This is a genomic window from Corynebacterium antarcticum, from assembly GCF_016595285.2.
GTDB lineage: Bacteria > Actinomycetota > Actinomycetes > Mycobacteriales > Mycobacteriaceae > Corynebacterium > Corynebacterium antarcticum.
This window is the reverse complement of sequence record NZ_JAENIP020000003.1, coordinates 333,607-359,146: the sequence shown is the minus strand read 5'-3', so window position 1 is coordinate 359,146 and position 25,540 is coordinate 333,607. Positions and strand designations below refer to the sequence as shown.

Below are 25,540 nucleotides of genomic sequence, written 5' to 3'. Positions count from 1 at the left end.
GGAGGGGACACCACGGCTCCCAGGCTGGCCGCCAGTCTAGCCGCCGTGGACGCTCCCGTCGCCACCGGGCGAACAACCTGTCAGCTGCGGTCAACGCCCCCGGTCCGGGGACCACAGACCAGGGCGACGCCGGCTGAACCGATCCTGGTCACCACGACAGCCATGGGGCGTTCACCGGCGGGTTTGAGGTTCCGGCGGAGTTTGTCCGGATCGATGTCCACGCCACGCACGAGTATCTCCAGCGCGCCGCATCCGTGGTTCCGGAGAACCGCCTTCAGCTTCTTCAGCGGCGCCTGTTCGATGAATGGAAATCCGGTCCTGCCCTCCGGGATGCGGTCACCGGTGAGGTGGGCGATCCGGTCGTCGAGCATCCACAGCCCCTCGCGCAGTGCGTAGTGCCGGACCAGCCCCGCCCGGACGACGGCACCGTCGGGGTCGATGATGTACCGGCCGGGTGGGCCGGCGAGGCTCTCCCCGTCACTGTCCCCGGAGAGGTCGGTGATCCGGTCGAGGTTCGGACCGGTCCCCGACTTCGTGGAGATCATCACCGCCTCGCGCCGCTCGCCGCCGCCGAGTTGCGGTGAATACAGGCACGCCTCCTTGACCCCGCCGTCGACGCTGACGACACTCACGGGGCCGTCCCATCCGCTGAAGTCCAGCCCCGGTGCGCACTTCACCGCCACCGGGGTCCCGGCGTGGGCGGCGATCAGTTCGGGCAGCGGTGGGAGCAGCTGGTCGGGGCGGGTGATGCGGCGACCTCCCGCCCGGCGCGCGGGGTCCGCGACGACGGCGTCGACGGCTCCCGGGCGCAGGGCCGGGACCAGGGCGTCGGCGACCAGGACGCCGGCGCCGGTGTTGACCCGGGCCATCCGGGCCCGGGCGGGGTCGAGGTCGGATCCGGTGACGGACAGTCCCGCGTCGGCCAGCGGCGGCAGCTCGGTTCCGATGGAGCAGGTCACGTCGTGCACCCGTGCCCCCGGTCCGAGGTGTTCCGCGATGCGTCGCGCCCGGACGACGGCGACGACGGGCGGGGTCGCCTGCTGAGCGGATTCGCCGCACATCAGCCAGTCGGAGGGGAGCTTGCCGGTGGTCGAACGGCGGGCGGCGACGAGTTCGGTGACGGCGCGCGCGTGCCCTCCGAAGTGCCTGCGCAGCACCTCGGTGTCGGCGATGAGGCTGCGGCGGGTGAGCGCGAGTTCCGCGGTGACGTCCGCTATCTCCCGGCGGTGGGACCGGAGGAAGTCGACCTCCTCGAGCGTGTACGACATCTACTTCCGGTGGCTCCCACGCCCGGCGCGGGGCGCTCGTCGGGCGAAGTAGCGGCCGCCGATCCGGTCGAGCTGGATCGGCTGGTGGAACGCGCGGGTGAGGTTCTCTCCGGTGAGGACGTCGTCGATGAGTCCCTGCGCGACAACGGCCCCCTCGTCGAGGAGCATCGCGTGGGTGAAGCCGGCGGGGATCTCCTCGACGTGGTGGGTGATCATCACGATCGCCGGGGCGTCGGGATCGAGCGCGAGTTCCCCCAGGTGTCCGACGAGGTCCTCCCTCCCGCCCAGATCCAGGCCGGCCCCGGGCTCGTCGAGGAGGAGGAGCTCCGGGTTGGTCATGAGTGCACGGGCGATGAGCACGCGCTTGCGCTCCCCCTCCGAGAGGGTCCCCCACGTGCGTCCCTGCAGGTGGTACGCGCCCACCTGCTCGAGGATGGTGCGCGCCTGCTCGAGGTCGCGCTCGTCGTACTCCTCGCGCCACCTGCCGAGGATGGCGTAGCCCGCGGAGACCACGAGGTCCCCGACCTCCTCGGTCGGTGGGATGCGGTTGCCGAGGGCGGCGGACGACACCCCGATCATGGCACGCAGGTCACGCATGTCGGTGCGCCCGATCCGCTCCCCCATGATGAAGGCAACCCCGTCGGAGGGGTACTCCTCTGCCGAAGCCATCCGGAGGAGGGTAGTCTTCCCCGCCCCGTTCGGTCCGATGATCACCCACCGCTCGTCGAGTTCCACCTGCCAGGTGACATCCCCGACGAGTGTGGCACCGTCACGGACGAAGGACACGTCGCGGAAATCGATGAGCAGATCCAGGTCGGTTTCGGTCTCATTCACAGTCACCCCTCCATCATGGACCATCCGGAACCGGTTGGGCGTCTGCCACGTCCGGGGTGGAAACCGCACCCCCTTTGACTTGAAGGTGAGCCAAACCTATCATTGACTCCGTTCGGGCAGTCCCTTTTCAGGGATCTGGTCCCGATTTCCATGGTTCCTCCGAGCCGGGTCGCCTGAGACACCTCGCCTCCCCCTGTCCCGACCGAGACCACCATCCACCATTTTCCACAGGGAGAAGAGATGAATAAGCGCCTGATGAGGAAGGCTGCGGCCATCGCTGTCGCCGCCACCACAATCACAACCACGCTGACAGCCTGCAGTTCGGACGGCACCGAGGGATCCGCCGAGGAATCCACCACCACAGCTGCCGCGGCAACCTCCGGGCAGTCCGGTGAACAGGCCGGGGACCCCCGTCTGGAGGCCTCCGTGTGCGGTACCCCGGAGGATGACGGTGAGAACCACGAGATTCCGATCGGTTCCACGACCGCGGGCCCCTTCGACATCGACGCGGCGTACTTCCAGCCCGCCTACATGAACAACAACGGCGAAAGCATGCCCTCGTACAAGGACTCGATCGCCCACATCGAAGCGGACGTCAAGACCAACGAGAAGGGCGAGGACTACGGTTGGTCCGTCGGGGAGACCCCCGCGGATCTCCGGATCAGTTACAAGATCACGGACGCGGACGGCAAGGAGATCGTGTCAGGCAAGTTCATGGAGATGAACGCGGTCGACGGCTCTCACTACGGAACGAACATCCCCCGGACCGCCGAAGCAAAGGGCCTGGTCGGAACACTCGACGACCCCGCACACCTCACCCTGACGCTCAAGGTCGAGGCCCCGGAGCACTACCCGCTGCACATCGACCGCAGGACCGGTGTCAAGGAACACGAATGGTTCAAACCGATCACCGTCAAGATGGAGATGCTCTACACCGGCGAGCAGCTCAAGTGCATCGTGGATGATCCGGTAGCGGACAACTCCTGACAATCCCCCTCCGGCATGCGGAACCCCGGGCACCATGACGGGTGCCCGGGGTTCCGCATGCCGGGGTCGGAATCAGGCGGGTACATCCGGGAGCACTCAACTAGACTTGGTTGAGCACCGGTGGAATCGACCGCGGCACCCCGTCGATCCACCGTCCACCGGCGTGAGCCGGGGTAAACCGGACAACCACGAATGAGGAAACAGTGACTAATCGCCTTGGCCTAGATGATGTCCGCCCCGTGATCTCCGGGGGTCGACACCCCACGAAGGCTGTGGTCGGTGAGGTGGTACCGATCTCAGGTCTGGCGTGGCGCGAGGGACACGACGCGATCTCCGCCACCCTCAACGTCCGGGGCCCCGAAGCCTCGCCCGGGTTCCGGCGTACCGTCCGCATCCCGATGCACACCAGCCCGCACGACGAGGACCAGGTCAACGCCGTCGTCATCCCGGATGCTCCGGGGACGTGGACCTTCCGCATCGACGTCTGGTCGGACCCGGTCGCCACCTGGCGGCACGCGGTAACCTCCAAGATCGACGCCGGCCAGACCCGCGCGGACCTGGCCAACGACCTGGAGATCGGCGCGCGCCTGTTCCTCCGTGCCGCCGAGGGGGCTCCGAAGAAGCGCCGTCCCGAATTCACGTCCGTGGTCGACAGTCTCCGCCGGGAGGACATCTCCCCCGCCGAGGCCGTGGCCCCCGCCTTCGAGGCGGACTTCGTCGATCTGCTGGACAGCCATCCCCTCCGCGGACTGCTGACCCGCGGCATCACCCGCAAGATCAAGGTCGAACGCCCGAAGGCGCTGTTCAGCTCCTGGTACGAGTTCTTCCCGCGGTCGACCGGCGGCGTCGACGAGGACGGCCGGCCGGTGCACGGCACCTTCGCCACCGCGACCGCCGAACTCGACCGCGTCGCCGGAATGGGCTTCGACACCGTCTACTTCCCGCCGATCCACCCCATCGGTGAGATCAACCGCAAGGGCCGCAACAACACACTCACCCCCACTCCTGAGGACGTCGGTTCACCGTGGGCCATCGGTTCCACCGCCGGCGGCCACGACGCCGTGCACCCCGCGCTGGGCACCATCGACGACTTCGACGCTCTCGTGTCCCGCGCGGAGGAACTCGGTCTGGAGGTCGCCCTCGACCTCGCGCTGCAGTGTGCCCCGGATCACCCGTGGGCCGCCGAGCACCCGGAGTGGTTCACGGTGCTGCCCGACGGCACGATCGCCTACGCGGAGAACCCCCCGAAGAAGTACCAGGACATCTACCCCCTGAACTTCGACAACGACCCCGACGGGCTCTACCGGGAGGTCCTCCGGGTGGTGCTGTTCTGGGTCGGCCACGGCGTCACCACGTTCCGCGTGGACAACCCGCACACCAAGCCGGCCAACTTCTGGGAATGGCTCATCAACGCCGTCCACGAGAAGCACCCGGAGGTCATCTTCCTCGCCGAGGCCTTCACCCGCCGGCCCCGCCTGTACGGTCTGGCGAAGGCGGGATTCAGCCAGTCCTACACCTACTTCACGTGGCAGACCACGAAACGGGAGCTGACCGAGTTCGGTGAGGAGATCTCCCGGATGGCGGATGTGTGCCGCCCCAATCTCTTCGTCAACACCCCGGACATCCTGCACGCCTCACTGCAGTACGGGGGACGCGGTATGTTCGCCCTGCGGGCCGTACTCGCGGCGACGATGTCGCCGCTGTGGGGCGTCTACTCCGGCTACGAGCTCTACGAGCACCGGGCTCTCAAGCCCGGCAGCGAGGAGTACCTGGACAGCGAGAAGTTCGAGCTCCGCCCGAGGGACTACGCCGCCGCGGAGGAATCCGGCGACTCACTCTCGGTGTTCATCGGCACCCTCAACCGGGTCCGCCGCGAACACCCCGCCCTGCAGCAGCTGAGGATCCTGGACTTCCACGCGACCGACTCCGACCAGATCATCGCCTACTCGAAGGTCGATCCGGTGTCCGGTGACGCGGTCCTCGTCGTGGTCAACCTCGACCCCTACAACGCGGTGGAGACGACGGTCCATCTCGACCTCGAACGCCTGGGGCTCGACCCGGGCGCGATGTTCGACGTCCACGATGAGATCAGCGGCGCCGACTACCTCTGGGGCGAGCACAACTACGTCCGCCTCGAACCGTGGAACAACGTCGCGCACCTCCTCATCCTCCCCACGGTGGACCCCGAACGCCGCGAGCAGCTCGCCTGGCGCCGGATCGACCGCTACCGGGCCTAGCTTCCCGCCCGGGTGCCGCGTACCGTGCAACAGCAGCGGCCCGCCCCGGGCGCCGATCCGCCAGCCCCCGCGCCACAGTCAACCCCTCTAAGGACACCGCCATGAACTCCCCGAACGTCCCCGACCGACTCCTGATCGCCGACGGCGACTGGCAGCTGCTCTCGACCTGCCGCCACCACGACCCCCACGGCGTCTACGGCTGGCACCACACTGAGTCGGGTTCAGTGATCCGGACCCGCCAGATCGGAGCCGAACGGGTCCAGCTGCACGTGGAGGGACGCGAGCCCGTCGACATGCAGCCCATCGGCGACGACGTCTACGTCGCCGCCCTCCCGGACACCACCTCGGTCGCCTACGAACTGATCATCACCTGGTCCGGCGGGGGCACCGTGACCCGTGCCGACGGATACTGCTTCCTCCCGACGCTGGGCGAGACCGACATCCACCTGATCAACGAGGGACGCCACGAGCGCCTCTGGGAGGTGCTCGGCGCGCGGGTCCGCCGCTACGACACGGTCCTCGGCCCCGTCATCGGCACCTCCTTCGCGGTGTGGGCGCCCAATGCGGCGGGCGTCGCCGTCATCGGCGACTTCAACGGCTGGAACCCGTCCCAGACGCCGATGCGCGCGCTCGGATCCTCCGGTGTGTGGGAGGTGTTCGTCCCCGGCGTGTACGCCGGCGAGGTGTACAAGTACGCGATCCACACTCACGACGGCACCCGCCTCGACAAGGCGGACCCGATGGCACGCCTGACCGAAGCGCCGCCCGCGACGGGCTCGATCGTGGCGGAATCGGATTACCGGTGGCGCGACGCCGGGTGGCTCGAGCAGCGCGACTCGACCGACTGGGACGCGTCCCCCATGAGCATCTACGAGGTGCACCTCGGTTCCTGGAAGTACGGCCTGACCTACACCGAACTGGCGGATGAACTCGTCGACTACGTCGCCGACATGGGCTACACGCACGTCGAGTTCATGCCGGTCGCCGAGCACCCCTTCGGTGGTTCCTGGGGCTACCAGGTCACCGGCTACTACGCCCCCTCCTCGCGGTGGGGTACGGCGGATGAGTTCCGCGCACTGGTAGACGCCTTCCACGCCCGCGGCATCGGGGTCATCGTCGACTGGGTTCCCGCGCACTTCCCCAAGGACGAGTGGGCGCTCGCCCGGTTCGACGGCTCCGCACTCTACGAGCACCCCGACTGGCGGCGTGGCGAGCAGCTCGACTGGGGCACCTGCGTCTTCGACTTCGGCCGCCCCGAGGTCCGCAACTTCCTGGTGGCCAACGCACTCTACTGGCTGGAGGAGTTCCACATCGACGGCCTACGGGTCGACGCCGTCGCCTCGATGCTGTACCTCGACTACTCCCGCAAGGACGGCGAGTGGCTGCCGAACATCCACGGAGGGCGCGAGCACCTGGAGGCGGTGCAGTTCCTCCAGGAGATGAACGCGACGGTGCACCGCCATCATCCGGGCGCGCTGACCATCGCCGAGGAGTCCACCTCCTGGCCGGGCGTGACCGCGCCGACCACCGAGGGCGGGCTCGGTTTCTCCATGAAATGGAACATGGGGTGGATGAACGACACCCTGCGCTACTTCGGTGAGGACCCGATCAACCGCAGCTGGCACCACAACGAGATCACCTTCTCACTGGTGTACGCGTTCTCCGAGAAGTTCATCCTGCCGATCAGCCACGACGAGGTCGTCCACGGCAAGGGTTCCCTGTGGGAGCGGATGCCCGGCGATTCCTGGAACAAGGCCGCCGGTGCCCGGACCCTGCTCGCCTACATGTGGGCGCACCCGGGCAAGCAGCTGCTGTTCCAGGGTCTCGAATGGGCGCAGACCTCCGAGTGGTCGGAGAGCCGCTCTCTCGACTGGGGCAATCTCTTCGGCTGGGAGGGCGAGTACCACACCGGCGTCCGGGACCTGGTGCGGGACATGAACCACCGCTACGTCGACGAGCCGGCCCTCTACACCCGGGACTTCACCGGTGACGGGTTCGACTGGGTCAAGGCCGACGACGCCGAGAACAACATCCTCGCGTTCCTCCGTCACGGCGCCGGCGGCGAGGAGCTGCTCTGCGTCAGCAACCTCGGCGGCAACAGTCAGCTGTCCTACACCTTCGGGCTGCCGGTCGATGGTGACTGGGAGCTCGTGCTCAACACCGACTCGGCGGAGTACGCAGGTGCAGGCAATGACCTCCGCCCGGTCGTCCACACCGACGACTACGGCTGGGACGGCAAGCCGCACTCGGTGACCCTGCACGTGCCGGCGATGTCGACCCAGTGGTACCGCCACCGCGGCTAGGCGACCGGTTCCACCACGGGAAACGGTGCCCCGTGCAGTCCCCTGATGACAGGGGTCGCACGGGGCACCGTCTCGTTGATCGGTCGGTCAGAACAGGGCGCTGGCCATGCGGCCCCGGGCGGCGATGACCCGGGGATCATCGGTGGCGAACAGCGCGAAGAGTTCCAGCAGCCGCTCCTTGACCGAGGCCTTCCGGTCGCCCGTGTTCGAGGCGAGCAACGTGATGAGCCGGTCGAAGGCGGGTTCCGGATCGCCCGCGGCGATGGCGGCGTCCGCGGCCGCGAAGGCCTTGTCGATGTCGGAGGGGTCCGCGTCGGCTTCGGCGACGGCGTCCACCGCGGGATCCGCCCCGGACAGGCGCTTGAGCAGACGGGCGTTGTCCCGCGCGAGTTTCGCGTCCGTGTTCGCGGGTTCCTTCGCCAGGATGTCATCGTAGACGGCGATGGCCGCGTCGAAATCACCCTGCGCCAGGGCGTCCTCCGCTGGGGCGAAGCGCGGGTCCCCCGGCTCCTCTTCGTCGGCGGAGTCCTCGGTGCCGTTCTGCTGCGGGAGCCCCTGGAGCTTCCCGGCGCAGGCCCCGACCACGGCGGCGGTCCACTCCTGGAGTGAGGACTGCGGCTGGCCGCCCTGGAAGTCCGCGAGCGGTCGTCCACCGGCGAGGGCGACGACGGTCGGCAGCGCCGTGACGCCGAAGATCTGCGCCAGTTCGGGGGCGGTCTGTGCGTCGATGTACCCGAACATCCAGTCATGTCCCGCGGCCGCCGCGAGATCCGTCAGGTCCGCGCGCAGCTGCCGGGAGGATTCCACCTCATCCGAGCCGATGAGCAGGACGACCGGAACCTGCATGGACCGTTCGATGACCTCGGACTCGATGTTCGACCGGGTGACGGTGAAGGAGGTGGGTATCCCTCCCCCGTCGTTCCCTCCCCGGGACTGGGCCTGGGAGCGGGCCTCCGCCCGGGCCTTGATCTCGCCCAGGTCCACGGCTCCGGCGGTGAAACGTTCGGGAGTGGTCATAGTCCGTTCTCCTTTTCCTCGGCTGCGGCCAGGCGCCGGTTCACGGCGTCGACCTTGGCGGTCAACTGACCAGTGTAGCCCGGTCGGATGTCGGCCTTGAGAACCAGCCCGACCCGCGGGGAGACGGCGACGACGGCGTCGGTGGCGCGTTTGACGACGTCCATGACCTCGTCCCATTCACCCTCGATGAGGGTGAACATGGCGTTGGTCTCGTTGGGTAGGCCGGAGGCGCGGACGACCCGGACGGCTTCGGCGACGGCGTCCGCCATCTCCGCCTTGCTGCCGGGCGTTTCGGTGGGGGCGACTGAGAATGCGACGATCATGGACCCAGGCTACCGAAGACCGCCGGGCGTTCCTCCGAACGAGGCCCGGTCGGGCTCCGACGGGAGTAAAATGGTCGGCATGAACAATCCCATCGATATCCCCCATGAGTACGTCACCTGCCTCGACCACGTCGGCATCGCGGTCCCCGACCTCGAGGCGGCCCTCGAGTTCTACCGGAGCGCCTTCGGCTGGGTGAACCTCCACCAGGAGACGAACGAGGAGCAGGGTGTCGTCGAGGCGATGGTCGGGCCCGCTGACCATGCGCCGACCGCCGGCGTCATCCAGCTCCTCGCACCGCTGAATGAGTCCTCCACCATCGCGAAGTTCCTGGAGAAGAAGGGACCGGGCCTGCAGCAGATGTGCCTGCGCACCAGCAACATGGACGCGCTGTGTGAACACCTCCGCGACAACGGTGTCCGGCTCCTCTACCCCGAGCCGAAGCGCGGCACCGGGGGCGCGAGGATCAACTTCGTCCACCCGAAGGACGCCGGCGGTGTCCTCCTCGAGCTCACCGAGCCCGCGTCCGACTAACGCCTTTCCCAGCAGTGCCGGTGCCAGTGCCGCCGGTCATCGGCGCCGCGCCCCAGATCCTTCGGCCACGCCACGACGTGTGCGAGGCCCGGCGGAATGTTCTGGTTGCACCCGGGACAGACGTAGAACTTCCGCGCCCCGGCCGACCCGATCCTCCGCACGAGATGCGGCGCCCCACCGGTGTACGCCGGTCCGGACATTTCCTGGGTTCCGTAGAACACCGCCCCGTCCCTCGGCAGCGGGCGCGGGGCCTGCGGGTTGGAGCGCCCGGTGCGGCGCCCTCCCCTCGAATGGTTGCGCCGGGGCATCAGAAGAGACGCAGCTCGGACGACTCGGTGCCCCGCAGAGCCTGGTAGTCGAGCACGACACACCTGATGCCGCGGTCCTCCGCGAGGGTCCGGGCCTGGGGTTTGATCTGCTGTGCGGCGAACACCCCGCGAACCGGCGCCAGAAGTTCGTCCCTGTTGAGCAGCTCGAGGTACCGGGTCAGCTGCTCGACCCCGTCGATCTCGCCGCGGCGTTTGATCTCCACCGCCACCGCCTCGCCGGCGGCGTTCCGGCAGAGGATGTCGACAGGACCGATCGCCGTCGGGAACTCCCGACGGACGAGCGTGTACCCGTCTCCGAGGGTGGTGATCTGTTCGGCGAGAAGCTCCTGCAGATGGGCCTCCACGCCGTCCTTGATCAGGCCGGGGTCCTGCCCCAGCTCATGGGTGACGTCGGAGTGGATCTTCTCGATGGTGATCCGGAGCTGCTCTCCCTTGGAGTTCTCCACGATCCAGAGCGTGTGCCAGGCGTCGTCCTCCTCGACGTCGACCTCCACGGGCTCCTCCCGGAGCGTGCAGGGTGGGGTCATCCAGTTCAACGGCTTGTAGGCGCGGTCATCGGCGTGGACCGAGACCGAACCGTCGGCCTTCACGAGGAGCAGTCTGTCGGCCGACGGGAGGTGCGCCTCCAGGCGTCCGATGTAGTCGACGGAGCAACGGGCTATGACGAGTCGCATTCCTCGTAGTTTAGCGTGCCGTACCGCGCCGGTTGACGGCGCCCGCCACGGTCACCGGTCGAGCGGCCGGAACCGTCGTTCCTGTCGGGCACTCGGTGCGGATTCGATCCAGGACGTCAGGGCGGTTTCACCGTGTCCGTCGAGGGCGATTTCGTAGCGGTCGTCGAGGACGGTCAACTCGATGATCCGGACGCCTGCGGGCATGAACGCCCTCTCGGCGACGGTGGGCTCCCGACGCTGCGTAACCACGGCACCGGTGCGGGGGAATCGGAGATCGGCGGAGGGGGAGACGGAACGTAGTTTGTAGAACTCGAGCCCGTCCCCCGAGTAGCGGAGTGCACCGTGCCGCCATCCGTGGACGCCGACGGCCGGAAGTCTCCGCAGAAGGATGCCGCAGCCCGTAGCCCGGACTCTCAGGAAGCGCCATCCCGCGAGGATGACGAGAACACACAGTGACGTGAACAGCCCGTACCAGAAGAATTCCACCGATCACTCCCTCTTGCCCAAGGTGCGGCGGCACAGCTCCGGAACGTCAGCGACGCTGACACCTGATGCACCGCTTTTCTGCGATCCTACCCGTGGCACGTCGGATCAACGAACTTCTGACGACGGGGGTCCCCCGGGCCGGAAAACAGCCGGTTGACGGAGGTAAACGAGCACGCCGGATGAATGCGGCAGGCAAGTTGATTGACACGGCAACGACCGCACGCGGGAAAACGACGTGCCCCGGGGAACCTCTGATGGTTCCCCGGGGCACGTCGTTCGTTAAGGATCGAGCCAGAGGCTCTAGCCCTCCTGACTCCGCCGGACGGCGCGCAGACCGGCTTCGGCGCGTGCCCGGGAGTCATGGTCGTCCTCGTTGAGGGCGATCTCCGCGGCGGCGGTGTCGACCTCGGACGCCCATTCGGCGTAGTCCGCGAGGATGGTGACCTTGTCCTTGGACACGGAGATGAACCCACCCTGGACGGCCGCGACGAGACGATCGCCCTCGACCGGGCGGATGGTCACGACGCCGTTCTCGATCAGTTGACCGAGCATCGGCTCGTGACCGGCGAGTACGCCGATCTCACCCTCGGTGGTCTGGGCCGTGACGATCGTGGCGTTGCCGGACCACAGTTTCCGCTCCACGGCGACCAGTTCAGCGGCGATTTCAGCCATGAGACCCGCCCTTCTACTTTTCGTTCATCTTCTGGTACGCGGCCTCGACGTCGTCCAGTCCACCCAGGCCGTTGAATGCCTGCTCCGGGTAGTGGTCGAAGTCGCCCCGGCAGATGCGCTCGAAGGCCACGATGGTGTCCTCCAGCGGCACGTAGGAGCCGGGGATACCGGTGAACTTCTCCGCGACGAAGAAGTTCTGGCCGAGGAAGCGCTCCAGGCGACGGGCGCGCTGGACGGTGATCTTGTCCTCCTCGGACAGCTCGTCCATACCGAGGATGGCGATGATGTCCTGGAGTTCCTTGTTCTTCTGCAGGATGTTGATCACACGCTGCGCGACGTTGTAGTGACGCTCACCGACGATGCCGGGCTCGAGGATCCGTGACGTGGAGGTCAGCGGGTTCACGGCCGGGTAGATACCCTTCGACGCGATCGAGCGGTCGAGCTCGGTGGTTGCGTCGAGGTGGGCGAAGGTGGTCGCCGGAGCCGGGTCGGTGTAGTCGTCGGCGGGCACGTAGACGGCCTGCAGGGAGGTGATCGACCGGCCCTTCGTCGACGTGATGCGCTCCTGGAGCACACCCATCTCGTCAGCCAGGGTGGGCTGGTAACCCACGGCGGAGGGCATACGACCCAGCAGGGTCGAGACCTCGGAGCCGGCCTGGGTGAAACGGAAGATGTTGTCGATGAACAGCAGCACGTCCTGGTGCTGGACGTCGCGGAAGTACTCCGCCATCGTCAGACCGGACAGCGCGACGCGCATACGGACTCCCGGCGGCTCGTCCATCTGGCCGAAGACGAGTGCGGTGTCCTGGAGAACCCCCATCTCCTCCATCTCGAGGAAGAGGTCGGTGCCCTCACGGGTACGCTCACCGACGCCCGCGAACACGGAGGTACCGGAGAACTCACGCGCGATACGGGTGATCATCTCCTGGATGAGGACGGTCTTGCCGACGCCGGCGCCGCCGAACAGGCCGATCTTTCCGCCCTTGACGTAAGGGGTCAGCAGGTCGATGACCTTGATGCCGGTCTCGAGGATCTCGGTCTTGCCCTCGAGCTGGTCGAAGGGCGGCGGGTCGCGGTGGATGCCCCACTGCTCACCGTCGCGGCCCAGACCCGGCTCGTCGAGGCAGTCACCGAGGGCGTTGAAGACGTGGCCCTTGACGACGTCGCCGACGGGGACAGAGATCGGGCGGCCGAGGTCGGTGACCTCCTGGCCGCGGACGAGTCCGTCGGTCGGTGCCATCGAGATGGTGCGCAGGAGGTTGTCACCCAGGTACTGGGCTACCTCGAGCGTGATGGTCTTGGCGACTGCCTCAAGCTTGATCTCGACAGTCAGTGCGTTGTACAGGGCCGGAAGCTCGCCGCGCGGGAATTCCACGTCGACGACCGGACCGATGACGCGCACGACACGGCCGGCGGTGGACACCTGCTGTGTGTTCTGCTCCTGGAGAGCTGTAGTCATAATCTAGTCACTTTCTCCGCTTTCGGCGAGCGCTCCCGCGCCACCGACGATCTCTGTGATTTCCTGGGTGATCTGTGCCTGACGGGCCTGGTTGGCCACGCGCGAGAGGTCCTTGACCAGCTCGTTGGCGTTGTCGGTCGCAGACTTCATTGCGGTACGTCGGGACGCTGACTCGCTGGCCGCGGCTTCGAGAAGCATGGCGTAGAGACCACGCGAGACGTACTGCGGCAGCAGTGCGTCGAGCAGCTCCTCCGCGCTGGGCTCGAAGTCGTAGTCCGCCTCGATCTCGTTGGAGGACGATGCGAGCATGTCCTCCCCGGCGTCGATGTGGTCGAGCTCGATGATCGGCTCGATGGGCAGGAGCTGGTGCGCCCGGGCGTTCTGGGTCAGCATCGACTCGAACTCGGTGTAGACGACGTGCAGCTGGTCGAATCCCTGGATGGGTTCACCCTCCGCGGTCGACAGTCCCTCGCGCCACTTGGCGGTGCCCGCGGAACCGGCGACGAAGCCGTCGATCAGGTGCCGGCGCATGCCGTGCGTCTCCTTGTATCCTGGATCCTGGGAGAAACCGGTCCACGCCCCGGCGATCTCCTCGCCACGGAAGCGGTAGTAGCTCAGTCCCTTGTTGCCCGAGACGTAGAGGACAACTTCGTAGCCCTTGTCCTCGAGCATGCCCCGGAGTTCGGCGGCCTTCTTGAAGACGTTGTAGTTGTAGCCGCCGCACATACCGCGGTCACTGGTCACCACGAGAATCGCGGCCCGACGTCCGTTCTCGCGCTCACGGAGCATCGCGTGGTCGAGTTCGGTGGCGGACGCGAGGCGTTCGATCACACGGTGGATCTCCTCGGCGTACGGCATCGAAGCCTCGACCCGCTGCTGGGCCTTCGTGATTCGCGAGGTGGCGATGAGCTCCTGGGCCTTGGTGATCTTCTTGGTCGAGTTCACCGACTTGATGCGGGAACGTAGTTCGCGAAGATTGGCCATGGTCTATCGCCTCCCTTCTTTTCCTTGGACGGTCATGGTGCGTGTCACGACCCTATTTCTTGGCTGACTTGCGGGAGACGGTGATCTTGTTCTTCTTCAGATCGCCCTCTGCCAACGCCTCGACCTCAGGTTCGTTGATGACCGGGGTACCGTCCGTGGTCTGGAAGGTGCGCTTGAAGTCCTCGGTCGCGGAGACCAGGGTCTCCTTGGATTCGTCGGAGAACGCTGCTCCACCGGCGATCTGGTCGTAGACCTCGCCGGCGTTGCCGTGCAGGTACTCGTGGAGTTCGGTCTCGAAGCGGCGGACATCCTCGACGGGAACGTTGTCGAGGTGGCCCTCGCCTGCGAGCCAGATGGAGACCATCTGGTCCTCGACGGCCATCGGGTTGTTCTCGGACTGCTTGAGCAGCTCGACGAGACGCTGACCGCGTTCCAGCTGACGCTTGGACGCCGGATCCAGATCGGACGCGAAAGCCGCGAAGGCCTCCAGGTCACGGTAGGAGGCGAGGTCCAGACGCAGCGAACCGGACACCTTCTTCATGCCCTTGGTCTGTGCGGCGCCACCGACACGGGAAACGGAGACACCGACGTTGATGGCCGGGCGGACACCCTGGTTGAACAGGTCCGACTCGAGGAACACCTGACCGTCGGTGATGGAGATGACGTTGGTCGGGATGAAGGCCGAGACGTCGTTGGCCTTGGTCTCGATGATCGGCAGTGCCGTCATCGAGCCGGCGCCCATGTCGTCGGACAGCTTGGCGGCGCGCTCCAGCAGACGGGAGTGCAGGTAGAAGACGTCACCCGGGTAGGCCTCGCGGCCCGGCGGGCGGCGCAGCAGCAGGGAGATGGCACGGTACGCCTCGGCCTGCTTCGTCAGGTCGTCGTAGATGACCAGGACGTGCTTGTTGTTGTACATCCAGTGCTGCCCCAGGGCGGCACCGGCGAAGGGCGCGAGCCACTTGAAGCCCGCGGAGTCGGAAGCCGGAGCGGCGACGATCGTCGTGTACTCCAGAGCGCCGTGCTCCTCGAGGGTCTTCCGGATTCCGGCGATCGTGGAACCCTTCTGACCGATGGCGACGTAGATGCAGCGGACCTGCTTCTTCTCATCGCCGGACTCCCAGTTCGCCTTCTGGTTGAGGATGGTGTCCAGGCAGACCGCGGTCTTGCCGGTCTTACGGTCGCCGATGATCAGCTGACGCTGACCACGACCGATCGGGGTCATCGCGTCGATGGCCTTGATACCGGTCTGGAGGGGCTCCTCGACGGGCTGACGCTGCAGCACCGAGGGCGCCTGAAGCTCGAGGACACGGTCCTCTTCAGCTTCGATGGCACCCATACCGTCGATGGGTTCACCCAGGGGGTTGATCACGCGGCCGAGGAATTTGTCACCGACCGGGATGGACAGGACTTCTCCCGTCCGCTTAACTTCGTCGCCCTCTTTGAGACTCTCGTAGTTGCCCAGTACCACCACGCCGACGCGGTCGGTGTCGAGGTTCTGTGCGACGCCGATGACGCCGCCCGGGAACTCGAGCAGCTCATTCGTCATCACTGACGGGAGGCCCAAAACCTGGGCGATACCGTCAGCCGCCGAAATGACCACGCCGACCTCCTCACGGGAGGCCTCCGGGGAGTAGCTCGAGGTGTAATTCTCAATCGCGCTACGGATCTCGTCGGAGGAGATCGTCAGCTCCGCCATGTTCTTCCTGCTCTCGGTTGTTTCTTCCAGCATTATTTGTCTAGTTCTCCTGGTCGTAGTCGGCGCCGGTCACGGCAGTTTCGACCGCAGGCGTTGAAGCTTGCCTGAAGTGGAACCGTCGATGACTTCCGAACCGACGCGGACGACCACACCACCGAGGAGGCTGGGTTCAACCTCTGAGTGGATGGACATCTCACGACCGTAGATCGCGCCCAGCTTGTCCTTGAGGCCCTGCTCCTGCTGCGCAGTGAGCTGGGTCGCGGCGACCACGTGGGCGACCGTCCGGTTCTGCATGTCGGCGGCCAGCGCACTCAGTGCGGCGATGTCCTGGACGGGACCGTGGTCACGTCGGGTGATCGCCTGGAGTGCGAGCGCCTCGGTCACCGGGGTGACCTTGCCGTACAGAACATTCGCCAGCAGTCCGCGCTTCGCGTCGGCTGTCGCCGTGCGGTCGTCGAGGAGCTGGGTGAGTCGGGGCTGGTCGGTCAGGATGCGGGAGAGCCGGAAAAGCTCGTCCTCGACCTGTTCCAGTTGTCCCTGGCTCCGGGCCGACTCCAGCAGTGCGCGGCGGCCGAGTTCGACCAGGCCCTCACGCATCTCACGCGGGGTGGACCAGGTCAGTTCAACCGCATCCACGAGGACCCTGAGGGTGGTGTCGGAGATCTTGCCGCCGAACACCTCCCGTACCAGTCCCACGCGCTGCTCGGCGGGGTTGGATACCTCCGCTGCAGCGACACGCAGGGCGCGGTCGCCGTCGAGGATCTCCACGACGTCGAAAAGCTCGGTTCCGGTCTGTGCGGCGGTGGCCACGGCGTTGCCCTGGCCGGACAGGATGGTGTCCAGATTGCGCGTCGCCTTCGCCAATGCCTCGCGGCTCGCTGCGTGCATGTCGCTCACTTTCCTGCCGGGGCCACGGTGTCGAGATCGGAGAGGAACGTGTCGATCGTCCCGGAGCGCTTGACGTTGTCGCCCAGATGCTCACCGAGCAGACGCTCGGCCAGGTTGATCGAGTTCTGTCCCATCTCGCGGCGCAGTTCGGTGACGACCTGCTCGCGCTGGGCCATCAGCTGCTTCTCACCGGACTCGATGATTCGGTTGCTTTCTTCGGTGGCCTGGGTCTTCATGTCCTCGATGATCTGCTTGCCCTTGGTGCGCGCGTCCTCGCGGATCTGCGCGGCTTCAGCACGGGCCTCAGCGAGCTGGGCGTTGTACTTCTCGAGGGCGGCCTTGGCTTCCGCCTGCGCGGCCTCGGCGCGCTGGATACCGCCCTTGATGCGGTCCTCCCGCTCGACGAGCACTTCGCGGGCCTTCGGAAGAACGAACTTCCAGAAGCCGATCAGGATGACAATGAAGCACAGCGCCGACCAGACCATGTCGTAGGTGAACGGGAGCAGCGGCGAAATCTGGCCGCTCATCGGCAGATTGCCGTGCTCCGCGCCACCTTCGGCAAGGTGGTAAAGGTGGTTAGTCATAGGTCCTCACAGCTTTCGTTGTCGGCGTGGTTCTTCGCTGTTCAGTGGATCAGAACATGAAGCCGGCGACGAGGCCGATGAGGGCGAGGGCCTCCACGAAGGCGATACCCAGGAACATGGTGGTACGCAGCTGGCCGGCCATCTCAGGCTGGCGAGCCATGCCCTCGAGGGTCTTGCCGACCAGGATGCCGATGCCGATGCCGGGGCCGATTGCGGCGAGGCCGTAGCCGATGGCGCCGAAACCGGAGAAGGAGGTGGCGGCTTCCTGCGCGAGGATGATCTCGTTCATTGGTGTGTCGTTCCCTTTCTTGAGCCCGGGAGGGTGATTGTCCCCCGGGCGAGGTGATGATTGTGGGGTATTCAGTTGACCGTGTTTTCGCCCCGGCCTGGGCCGGTGCCGGTTCGTGGGCCGGATTCCCGGGACCACGGACCTTCCGCCACCCGGAGGGCGGCGGGTTTCGTCAGTGTTCGTCCGCGTGCAGCGACAGTTCGATGTATACGGCCGAGAGGAGCGCGAAGATGTACGCCTGCAGGAAGATCACCAGCAGCTCGAACAACGTGAACGCGATTCCGGCGAAGAAGGTCACACCACTCAGGACGGTCCAGCCATTCAGCTGCCAGAAGAAGAAGTTCGTGGCGGAGAACAGCAGAACCAGAATGAGGTGACCCGCAAGCATGTTGGCCATGAGACGCAGTGTCAGCGTGGCCGGCCGCATGACGAACGTCGAGAAGAACTCGATCGGGATCGTCAGCACGTGCAGGAGCAGCGGAAGGTTCGGGACCACCGTGGAGCACTTCACGTACTTGAAGAAGCCGTAACGCTTCACACCGGCGTAGATGAACGCGATGTAACCGACGATCGCCAGCGTCAGCGGCATACCGATTCGAGCATTCGGGGAGATGTTCAGGCCCGGGACCACCGACGGGAGGTTCATCGCGAAGACGGTGAAGAAGATGGCCGTCAGCAACGGCAGAAAGCGACGACCCTCCCGCTTGCCGAGGATCTCCTCAGCGATGTGGAGCCGGACGAAATCGAGGCCCATCTCCCCCACGCTCTGCAGCCGGGACGGAATCAGCTTGGGATTCCGCATGGCAACCGCGAAGAAGACGACGAGCAGGACCGCCATGAGCAGGCGGACGAACATCAGACGGTCGAGTGCGAATGCGCCGTTGAGGAAGTCGTGGAACCAGAGGTTCACGACGTCCCCGTGCTCATTCACGTACCCCGGGAAAAATTCTTGGTCCAGGTCGGGCTTGTGGAACTCGCCCTTCATGGACAGTGTCATAACGCTCAGCGTTCTCTCCCGTGTTCGGGCCGCACCCGACGTTTCTGCCTCTGGGTGCGGTGCGATGGACGTCTGAAAGGTACCTGGATCGACCGCGGACTCCGTCGCACATCATCGCGGTGATCACCGGGGCCCGCGTCAGTCGACGCACCGCCCGGAGAGCGGCACGTCCGTGCGGACGAAAGCATGTCAGCACAGCGGCTCCGTGGACCCGGGATCAGACTATCAGGTGCCGGGTACGTTTACCGAAGAATGCCCCGGGGTGGCTGGTGCCCCCCGGAAACACGGGTGTGGCACACCCGTTCAGCGGGGAAAACACTCACCTGTAAGCTCTGTCACACGCGAGGTGCGGGGCGTTACCGGGGGTAGATTCACGAACCTTCCGCTGTGGGTCCGGAACGGCCCGATGGTGCCCCCGAGGCCCCCGGAACACGCTCGACCAGCAGGGAATCCGGGCGTCCGGCGGGTCGATCGGTGACCCGGCGTGTCACGACACGTACGTCGTGCGGGTCCGGACGATCCCCCAGGTCTCCGACCCGATCACCGCCACGATCGCGACGACGACGGTCGTGAACAGCGCCCTTCCGGAGTAGAAGTCGAGGTTCCTGAGGACGAAGAGCACGACGAGGAGGACCACCAGCTTCAACAGCCAGCTGCCGAGCACGACGGCCGCGGTCGTCGACGGCGACTGCCCACTCGTGACCAGGACGCTCAGCACCGTCATGAGGAGGAAACCACCCCCGACGCCCGCCCCGACGAGAACACCCCACAATCCGGGCATCCCGTCGACACTTGTCCACAGTGCTCCGAGCAGGAGCGTGGTCACCACGAGGGCGACCGCCCCCAGGCGTGCGGCCCGGATCAACGGGACACGGTGGTCGTCGTACTGCGATTCGGGGGTCTGCTTCGTTTCACTCACGAGTGGGATACTACGTGACCGGAAGAGACCCCGGTGACGCACTCTCCCGGTCGCGGGAACGCTTGTCGAGCACGGGCGCGATCGTCGCGATGAACGCGAGGACGAGCGCGAGGAAGAAACCGAAGAGCGCGTCATAGACCGGGAGCACGGTGAACGCGACGGCGCCGAACGCGACGGCGAAAGTCCAGAGGTAGATGGCCAGGGCGACCTGACGTGGTGTGTGTCCGTGACGCATGAGCTGGTGGTGCAGATGATTCTTGTCCGGCACCGCCATCGACTGTCCGGTCAGCAGGCGCCGTACCACGGTGATGACGAGCTCCGCGAGGGGCACACAGACGCAGCCCGCGGCGACGATCACCGGTGCCATGACCGCGAACACGTCGGCGACGCCGTACAGCGAGAGATTGATCTTGCCGGAGGCCGAGGTCGAGGCGGCGGCCAGCAGCAGTCCGATCAGCATGCTCCCGGTGTCCCCCATGAAGATCCGCGCGGGTGCGAAGTTGTGCGGGAGGAATCCCAGGCACACGCCGACGAGCCCGGCCCCGATGATCGCGGGCGGGTACGCCGACACGGCTCCACCCTGGTCGTGGAGGATGGTCAGGGCGAAGGTGAGGATGGCTCCCCCGGTGATCATCCCCACACCCGCCGCGAGGCCGTCGCTGCCGTCGACGAAGTTGAGTGCGTTGATCAACGACACCGTGACGAAAGCGGTGAGCACCGTGGAGAGGACCTGGTCGAGGACCACGGTGGTTCCGCCACCGAACGGGAGGTAGATCAACGTCCACGTCAGCCCCATCAGACTCATCACCACGGCCCCGAGTGTCTGCCCGATGAGCTTGGTCAGCGCGTCGAGCTCCAGGAAGTCGTCGAGGATGCCGACCATGACGATGACGAAACCGGCACAGACCACCGCCCCCATCTCGGGTGTGATCGGTTGGAAGCCCCGGTTCAGTGCCGGAAGCTGCTGCGCCACGAACACCGCCACCAGGAAACCCGTGAACATGGCGACCCCGCCCATCTGAGGGGTCGGGTGTTTGTGGACGTCCCGCTCCCGCACCGGATCGACCTTGCCCGCCCGGACGAGGACGTGCCGGATGATCCCGGTCGTCAGGTAGGTCACGGCACAGGCGACCAGGAGAACCAGCCCGAGTTCACGCAGGGGAACCCCGGCACCTCCGGCCCCCATGTCAGGTCAACGTCTCTGGTGCGATGCCCAGTGCCTCCGCTATCCGGTCGACGGAGACCGCCCCCTCACGGAGCAACCGGGGCCGGGAACCGGAGAGGTCGACGATGCTCGAGGGCATCGCGGTGGGACAGGTTCCGCCGTCGAGATAGACCGAGGCCGTGGTCCCGAGTTGTCGTCGGGCCTCCTCCACGGTCGTCGCCGGCGGTTGACCGGAGATGTTCGCGCTCGACACCGCCATCGGTCCGGTTTCCCGGAGGAGTTCTATCGCCACCGGGTGCAGGGGCATGCGCAGCATCACCGTCCCCCTGGTGTCCCCGAGGTTCCACGGCAGGCTCGGTGCCTGCGCGACGACGATGGACAGGCCTCCCGGCCAGAAGGCCTCGATCAGCGTACGGGCGGCGGGCTGGTTGTCGCGGACGAGCCCGTGGACGGTGTCCCAGCTCCCGACCAGCACGGGGACCGGCATGTCCGGCCCCCGGTGCTTCGCCCGGAGGAGATCCGCGACAGCCCGGTTGTCGAAGGCGTCACACCCGATGCCGTAGAGGGTGTCCGTCGGCAGGACGACGAGCCCGCCGCCCTTGACCGAGCTCACGGCCGCGGAGAGGCCATTCATGCGGTCCTCGGGGTTCAGGCAGTTGTAGATCCGGCTCACTGGTCTGTTCTCTCTTTCCGGGTGGAACCTCGTTCAGCTTCGTCCGAGTCTACTCGCCGTGGTGAAACGTTCCCGACCGGCCAGGTCCCGGTGGGTCCGGATGTACGTGAAGCCCCCGTGATCGGCGAACGCCGTCCTCACGGCGTCTCCCGTGGCGTCATCGTGTTCGACGCCGCACAGTCCCCCGTCCTTCAGCAGCGCGTGGACGTTCTCCAGCATCGGGAGAATGACCGACATTCCGTCCGCTCCCCCGAACACGGCGTGGTGCGGATCGTGCCGGACCTCCGGTGGTATTCCGTCAGATTCGTGCTCCGGGACGTAGGGCGGGTTTGACAGCACGAGATCGACGCTCCGGTGGAGCTCGCACAGAATCCCCCGCTGCGTGGCGTCAGCCTCCACGAGCCGGACCGCCGGGGCGTGGGCGGTGATGTTCCGCCGGGCCCAGTCCGCCGCGGACGAATCGAGTTCGACCGCGGTCACGGTCGCATCACCCCTGGCCACGGCGACGGCCAGGGCAAGGGTCCCGGAGCCGGTGCAGAGATCCACGACGACGGGAGCGGTACGGTCGGCGATCGCCGCGATTCCCCACTCGGCGAGCAGCTCGGTTTCGGGACGGGGGATGAACACACCGGGCCCGACCTCGAGATCGAGGGCCCCTACGGGGGCCGTGCCGGTGATGTACTGGAGCGGCTCCCGCCGGGCCCGGCGGGCGACGAGTTCCCCGAAACCCTCCGGGATCACCTCATCACCGCGGAGGAAGAGGTCCATCCGACCGCAGCCGAGCAGATGTGCCGCGATGAGTTGGGCGTCGACGAGTGGCGTTTCCACGCCCGCGGTAGCGAGAACCGCCGCAGCATCGTGCACTGCAGCGGTCACCGTGTTTCGCACGTGTACGGCCCCTACTCGGCTTCCAGACGGGCGTTGCGTTCAGCGGTCTGCAGCGCAGCGAACAGATCCTCGAGACCGCCGTTCAGGACGGTGTCCAGGTTGTTGGACTTGTACCCGATCCGGTGGTCGCTGACCCGGTTCTCCGGCCAGTTGTAGGTGCGGATCCGTTCCGAGCGGTCCATCGTCCGGATCTGCGCCGCACGTCCCTCCGCGGCCTCCGCGTCGGCCGCCTCCTCGATCTGCTGCTGCAGCCGGGCGGCGAGGACCTGCATGGCGCGGGCCTTGTTCTGGATCTGGGAGCGTTCCTTCTGGCACGTCACCACGATGCCGGTGGGCAGGTGGGTGATGCGGACGGCGGAGTCGGTGGTGTTGACGCCCTGCCCGCCCTTACCCGAGGAGCGGTAGACGTCCACCCGGAGGTCCTTGTCGTCGATCTCGACGGCCTCGATCTCGTCGGGCTCGGGGTAGACGAGGACACCCGCCGCGGAGGTCTGGATCCGGCCCTGGGACTCGGTGACGGGGACACGTTGGACCCGGTGGACACCGCCCTCGAACTTGAACACGCTCCACGCGCCGTCCGCGGACGGCTGCTTCGACTTGATGGACAAGGTCATGTCCTTGACTCCGCCGAGATCCGATTCGCTGAGGCCGAGCACCTCGGTGACGAAGCCGTGCTTCTCGGCGTAGCGCTGGTACATCCGGGCGAGCTCACCGGCGAACAACGCCGCCTCCTCGCCACCGGCACCGGACTTGATCTCCATGACGATGTCATCGGCGTCGTGGGGGTCACGCGGGGCGAGAAGATCCGCGAGCTTCTCCTCCAGTTCAACCTGACGCTCGGCGAGCCGGTCCGCCTCCGCGGCGAACTCGGCGTCCTCGTGCGCCATCTCCCGCGCGGCCTCCAGATCACCCTTCACGGCGGACAGTTCATCGTGCACGCGGATGATGGGCTGCAGCTGCGAGTAGCGCTTGCCGACCCTGCGGGCGGCCGCCGGATCATTGTGGAGTTCGGGATCCGCGAGTTGCGCCTCGAGACCCTGGTACTCGGACAGGATGTCGTCGACGGCGGAAACCTGATTCGACATCTTAGGAGTACTCCTCCTCGCCGTCGGACGCCATCGGGGCCGACGAGGCGATCTGCATCATGAACTCCGCGTTGGACTTCGTCTTCTTCAGCTGCTTGATCAGCAGATCGATGGCCTGCTGATTGTCCAGGGCGGACAGGATCCGACGCAGCTTGTGCATCAGTCGAGCCTCCTCGGGAGCGAGCAGCAGCTCGTCCTTCCGGGTACCGGAGGGATTGACGTCGACGGCCGGGAACACCCGACGCTCGGAGATCTTGCGGTCCAGCTTGAGCTCGGCGTTGCCGGTGCCCTTGAATTCCTCGAAGATCACCGTGTCTCCGGCGGAGCCGGTCTCGACCATCGCCGTCGCGATGATCGTCAGTGAACCACCCTGCTCGATGTTCCGGGCGGCACCGAGGAAACGCTTCGGCGGGTAGAGGGCGTTCGAGTCGACGCCACCGGAGAGGATGCGGCCCGACGCCGGGGAGCTGTTGTTGTAGGCACGCCCCAGTCGGGTGATCGAGTCGAGCAGGACGACGACGTCCTTACCCTCCTCGACGAGCCGCTTCGCACGCTCGATGGCGAGCTCCGCGACGGCGGTGTGCTCGCTCGGCGGGCGGTCGAAGGTGGAGGCGATGACCTCACCCTTCACCGAACGCTGCATGTCGGTGACTTCTTCCGGACGCTCGTCGACGAGGACGATCATGCAGTGGCACTCCGGGTTGTTCGTCGCGATCGCGTTCGCGATGTTCTGCATGATCGTCGTCTTACCGGCCTTCGGCGGGGAGACGATCAGCGCACGCTGCCCCTTGCCGATCGGCATGATCAGGTCGATCAGTCGCGTGGTCAGGATCTTCGGGTCCGTCTCGAGACGCAGACGCTTGTTGGGGTAGAGAGGTGTGAGCTTGTAGAAGTCGGGGCGCTTGCGCGCCTCCTCGGGACTCATCTGGTTGACGGTGTCGACCCGGACGAGCGAGTTGTACTTCTGCCGGTTCCGGCCGCCACCACTGTGCTGGTTGGCGGGCTGGCCGTCGGCACGCATCTTCACCTGGCCGGTGATCGCGTCACCCGGGCGGAGGCCGAAGCGGCGGACCATCTGCTGGGGAACGAAGACATCCGCCGGTCCCGCGTGGTAGCCGGTGGTCCGGACGAAGGCGAGGTTGTTGTCGACGATGTCGAGAATGCCGCCGACGGGTGAGAACACGTCATCGTCCCTGGAATCGTCGTTGCCGTGGTTGTTGCCGTGGTTGTCGTTGTTGCCGCGGTTACGGTCCCGACGGTTGCGGCGGTTGCGGCGGTTTCCGCGGCCTCCCCCGTCATTGTCGTCGCGGTTGCGGTCCCGACGGTTGTTGCGGCCGTTGCCGTTGTCGGAGTCACGGTCGTCGTTGTTGTTCCGTCGGTTGTTGTTGCGACCGTTGCCGTTGTCGTCGTCGTCATTCTGCTGGCCACCGTCGTTGTTGTCGCGGCCGCCCTTGCGCTGCTGCTGACGGGCGCGGTTGCGACGCGCCCTGCGGGCCGCCGCCCGCGACTCGTAGTGGCCGTCATCGTCACCGTCGTCGCCGCTCTGGGAGGAGTCCTCACCGTCGTTGCCGCGCCCGCGACCGCGGTCATCGTCCCGGTCGTCGTTGCGGGAACGGTTGCGCCCGCGGTCTTCCTGGTTCTGCTCGCCCGACTCCCGGACGTTGTCCGGGTGATCGACGGATGCCGGCGCGGATTCCTCGGGAGTGATCGTCGGGGTGGTCACCCGACGTCGACGGCGGGTACCACCGGACTCATCCGGGTTCTGTGCGCCCTGATCATCGCTCGCAGATGCGGCCGCCGGGGCCTGCTTCTGTCCGCCCGCGCCGCGAATGGCCTCGATGAGGTCTCCCTTGCGCTTGCCGGAAATACCTCGGATACCGAGCTTCTGCGCCATCTGACGCAGCTCGGTGAGCTTGAACGAGGCAAGATCCTTGTTGGCGTTGTCCGTTTCGGTCACGAAAGTCCTTTCAATCGCTGTACCGGCACAGTCGGCGTCGCGCGCCACTGGGGCAGAAGTTGCTGCCGGCAGCTTTTCACGGAAAATGTCAGTCCTCGCAGATCCGACGGACTCGGGAACTCCGGATGAAGGATGTCCGCGGATACGCCGGGAACGGATGAAGCTCTGCTTCGGACTTGTCTGGGTGCTTCGTTCGGGATTGCCCCGCGGATGTACCGCCGGGCCCCGTCATGGAAGCCGTCTTACCGAGCCCGGATCTGAAAAACCCCGGACCCTCGAGTGTGCGGCCGTGGG

Annotated in this window: 25 protein-coding genes; 4 read left to right on the top strand and 21 right to left on the bottom strand. The window is 66.5% G+C overall.

Annotated features, from left to right (window positions below; genetic code table 11):
* Positions 1-80 precede the first annotated feature (80 nt).
* Positions 81-1,268: a class I SAM-dependent methyltransferase gene (locus tag JIM95_RS08945; RefSeq protein ID WP_200258906.1), complete on the bottom strand. Its 1,188-nt coding sequence runs from the start codon at positions 1,266-1,268 to the stop codon at positions 81-83.
* Positions 1,269-2,126, bottom strand: a complete 858-nt coding sequence (locus tag JIM95_RS08940; RefSeq protein WP_200258905.1) for an ABC transporter ATP-binding protein — start codon at positions 2,124-2,126, stop codon at positions 1,269-1,271.
* 216 nt (positions 2,127-2,342) lie between these two features.
* Between JIM95_RS08940 and JIM95_RS08935 the strand changes: the two genes are divergently transcribed.
* From JIM95_RS08935 to glgB, 3 genes are all read left to right on the top strand, one after another.
* Entirely contained in the window at positions 2,343-3,089 is a 747-nt protein-coding gene (locus JIM95_RS08935; RefSeq protein WP_200258903.1) for an iron transporter, read from the top strand.
* Positions 3,090-3,292: 203 nt separating this feature from the next.
* Positions 3,293-5,326 carry an alpha-1,4-glucan--maltose-1-phosphate maltosyltransferase gene (locus tag JIM95_RS08930; RefSeq protein WP_200258901.1) on the top strand — a complete coding sequence of 678 codons (2,034 nt, stop codon included), beginning with the start codon at positions 3,293-3,295 and terminating at the stop codon, positions 5,324-5,326.
* 101 nt (positions 5,327-5,427) lie between these two features.
* Complete coding sequence (gene glgB, locus JIM95_RS08925; RefSeq protein WP_200258899.1) at positions 5,428-7,629, top strand: 1,4-alpha-glucan branching protein GlgB; 2,202 nt, start codon at positions 5,428-5,430, stop codon at positions 7,627-7,629.
* Between the two features lie 87 nt (positions 7,630-7,716).
* Here glgB and JIM95_RS08920 read toward each other — a convergent pair whose 3' ends face one another.
* Positions 7,717-8,646, bottom strand: coding sequence for a tetratricopeptide repeat protein (locus JIM95_RS08920; protein WP_200258897.1), 930 nt, complete (start codon positions 8,644-8,646; stop codon positions 7,717-7,719).
* Positions 8,643-8,969, bottom strand: coding sequence for a thiamine-binding protein (locus JIM95_RS08915; RefSeq protein WP_200258894.1), 327 nt, complete (start codon positions 8,967-8,969; stop codon positions 8,643-8,645). The genes JIM95_RS08920 and JIM95_RS08915 overlap by 4 nt, the downstream gene beginning before the upstream one ends.
* A gap of 70 nt (positions 8,970-9,039) precedes the next feature.
* Between JIM95_RS08915 and mce the strand changes: the two genes are divergently transcribed.
* Positions 9,040-9,501: a methylmalonyl-CoA epimerase gene (mce, locus tag JIM95_RS08910; RefSeq protein ID WP_410170770.1), complete on the top strand. Its 462-nt coding sequence runs from the start codon at positions 9,040-9,042 to the stop codon at positions 9,499-9,501.
* On the opposite strand, the gene JIM95_RS08905 is transcribed toward mce, so the two are convergent.
* The 17 genes from JIM95_RS08905 to rho all read right to left on the bottom strand — a co-directional run bounded on the left by JIM95_RS08905 (position 9,498) and on the right by rho (position 25,246).
* On the bottom strand, positions 9,498-9,809 hold the full coding sequence (locus JIM95_RS08905; RefSeq protein ID WP_234034646.1) for a hypothetical protein: 312 nt from the start codon (positions 9,807-9,809) through the stop codon (positions 9,498-9,500). The genes mce and JIM95_RS08905 overlap by 4 nt on opposite strands.
* Positions 9,809-10,504, bottom strand: coding sequence for an endonuclease NucS (gene nucS, locus JIM95_RS08900; protein ID WP_200258881.1), 696 nt, complete (start codon positions 10,502-10,504; stop codon positions 9,809-9,811). The genes JIM95_RS08905 and nucS overlap by 1 nt, the downstream gene beginning before the upstream one ends.
* A gap of 51 nt (positions 10,505-10,555) precedes the next feature.
* The gene (locus JIM95_RS08895) at positions 10,556-10,990 is read right to left on the bottom strand and encodes a DUF2550 domain-containing protein (protein ID WP_200258878.1); all 435 of its coding nucleotides are present in this window, start codon (positions 10,988-10,990) and stop codon (positions 10,556-10,558) included.
* 300 nt (positions 10,991-11,290) lie between these two features.
* A complete protein-coding gene (locus JIM95_RS08890; RefSeq protein ID WP_200258876.1) occupies positions 11,291-11,662 on the bottom strand; it encodes a F0F1 ATP synthase subunit epsilon in 372 nt (123 codons plus the stop codon).
* Positions 11,663-11,675: 13 nt separating this feature from the next.
* A complete protein-coding gene (gene atpD, locus JIM95_RS08885; protein WP_200258874.1) occupies positions 11,676-13,121 on the bottom strand; it encodes a F0F1 ATP synthase subunit beta in 1,446 nt (481 codons plus the stop codon).
* A gap of 3 nt (positions 13,122-13,124) precedes the next feature.
* Positions 13,125-14,105 carry a F0F1 ATP synthase subunit gamma gene (locus JIM95_RS08880; RefSeq protein ID WP_200258871.1) on the bottom strand — a complete coding sequence of 327 codons (981 nt, stop codon included), beginning with the start codon at positions 14,103-14,105 and terminating at the stop codon, positions 13,125-13,127.
* Between the two features lie 52 nt (positions 14,106-14,157).
* A complete protein-coding gene (atpA, locus tag JIM95_RS08875; protein ID WP_200259420.1) occupies positions 14,158-15,801 on the bottom strand; it encodes a F0F1 ATP synthase subunit alpha in 1,644 nt (547 codons plus the stop codon).
* A 69-nt stretch (positions 15,802-15,870) separates the two neighbouring features.
* Positions 15,871-16,689 carry a F0F1 ATP synthase subunit delta gene (locus JIM95_RS08870; RefSeq protein ID WP_200258861.1) on the bottom strand — a complete coding sequence of 273 codons (819 nt, stop codon included), beginning with the start codon at positions 16,687-16,689 and terminating at the stop codon, positions 15,871-15,873.
* Between the two features lie 5 nt (positions 16,690-16,694).
* The gene (locus JIM95_RS08865) at positions 16,695-17,273 is read right to left on the bottom strand and encodes a F0F1 ATP synthase subunit B (RefSeq protein WP_200258859.1); all 579 of its coding nucleotides are present in this window, start codon (positions 17,271-17,273) and stop codon (positions 16,695-16,697) included.
* A gap of 49 nt (positions 17,274-17,322) precedes the next feature.
* The gene (locus tag JIM95_RS08860; RefSeq protein WP_200258857.1) at positions 17,323-17,562 is read right to left on the bottom strand and encodes an ATP synthase F0 subunit C; all 240 of its coding nucleotides are present in this window, start codon (positions 17,560-17,562) and stop codon (positions 17,323-17,325) included.
* A gap of 172 nt (positions 17,563-17,734) precedes the next feature.
* Positions 17,735-18,547 carry a F0F1 ATP synthase subunit A gene (atpB, locus tag JIM95_RS08855; protein ID WP_200259417.1) on the bottom strand — a complete coding sequence of 271 codons (813 nt, stop codon included), beginning with the start codon at positions 18,545-18,547 and terminating at the stop codon, positions 17,735-17,737.
* A 499-nt stretch (positions 18,548-19,046) separates the two neighbouring features.
* Positions 19,047-19,478, bottom strand: a complete 432-nt coding sequence (locus tag JIM95_RS08850) for a Cg1360 family ATP-synthase-associated protein (protein WP_200258854.1) — start codon at positions 19,476-19,478, stop codon at positions 19,047-19,049.
* Between the two features lie 10 nt (positions 19,479-19,488).
* On the bottom strand, positions 19,489-20,664 hold the full coding sequence (locus tag JIM95_RS08845) for a glycosyltransferase family 4 protein (RefSeq protein WP_200258852.1): 1,176 nt from the start codon (positions 20,662-20,664) through the stop codon (positions 19,489-19,491).
* 1 nt (position 20,665) lies between these two features.
* Positions 20,666-21,316 (bottom strand): L-threonylcarbamoyladenylate synthase, encoded by a 651-nt coding sequence (locus tag JIM95_RS08840; RefSeq protein WP_200258844.1) that lies wholly within the window; start codon positions 21,314-21,316, stop codon positions 20,666-20,668.
* A 33-nt stretch (positions 21,317-21,349) separates the two neighbouring features.
* Positions 21,350-22,204: a peptide chain release factor N(5)-glutamine methyltransferase gene (gene prmC, locus JIM95_RS08835; protein ID WP_200258837.1), complete on the bottom strand. Its 855-nt coding sequence runs from the start codon at positions 22,202-22,204 to the stop codon at positions 21,350-21,352.
* A gap of 11 nt (positions 22,205-22,215) precedes the next feature.
* Positions 22,216-23,289 (bottom strand): peptide chain release factor 1, encoded by a 1,074-nt coding sequence (prfA, locus tag JIM95_RS08830; RefSeq protein WP_200258835.1) that lies wholly within the window; start codon positions 23,287-23,289, stop codon positions 22,216-22,218.
* A gap of 1 nt (position 23,290) precedes the next feature.
* A complete protein-coding gene (rho, locus tag JIM95_RS08825; RefSeq protein WP_200258833.1) occupies positions 23,291-25,246 on the bottom strand; it encodes a transcription termination factor Rho in 1,956 nt (651 codons plus the stop codon).
* Positions 25,247-25,540: the final 294 nt, after the last annotated feature.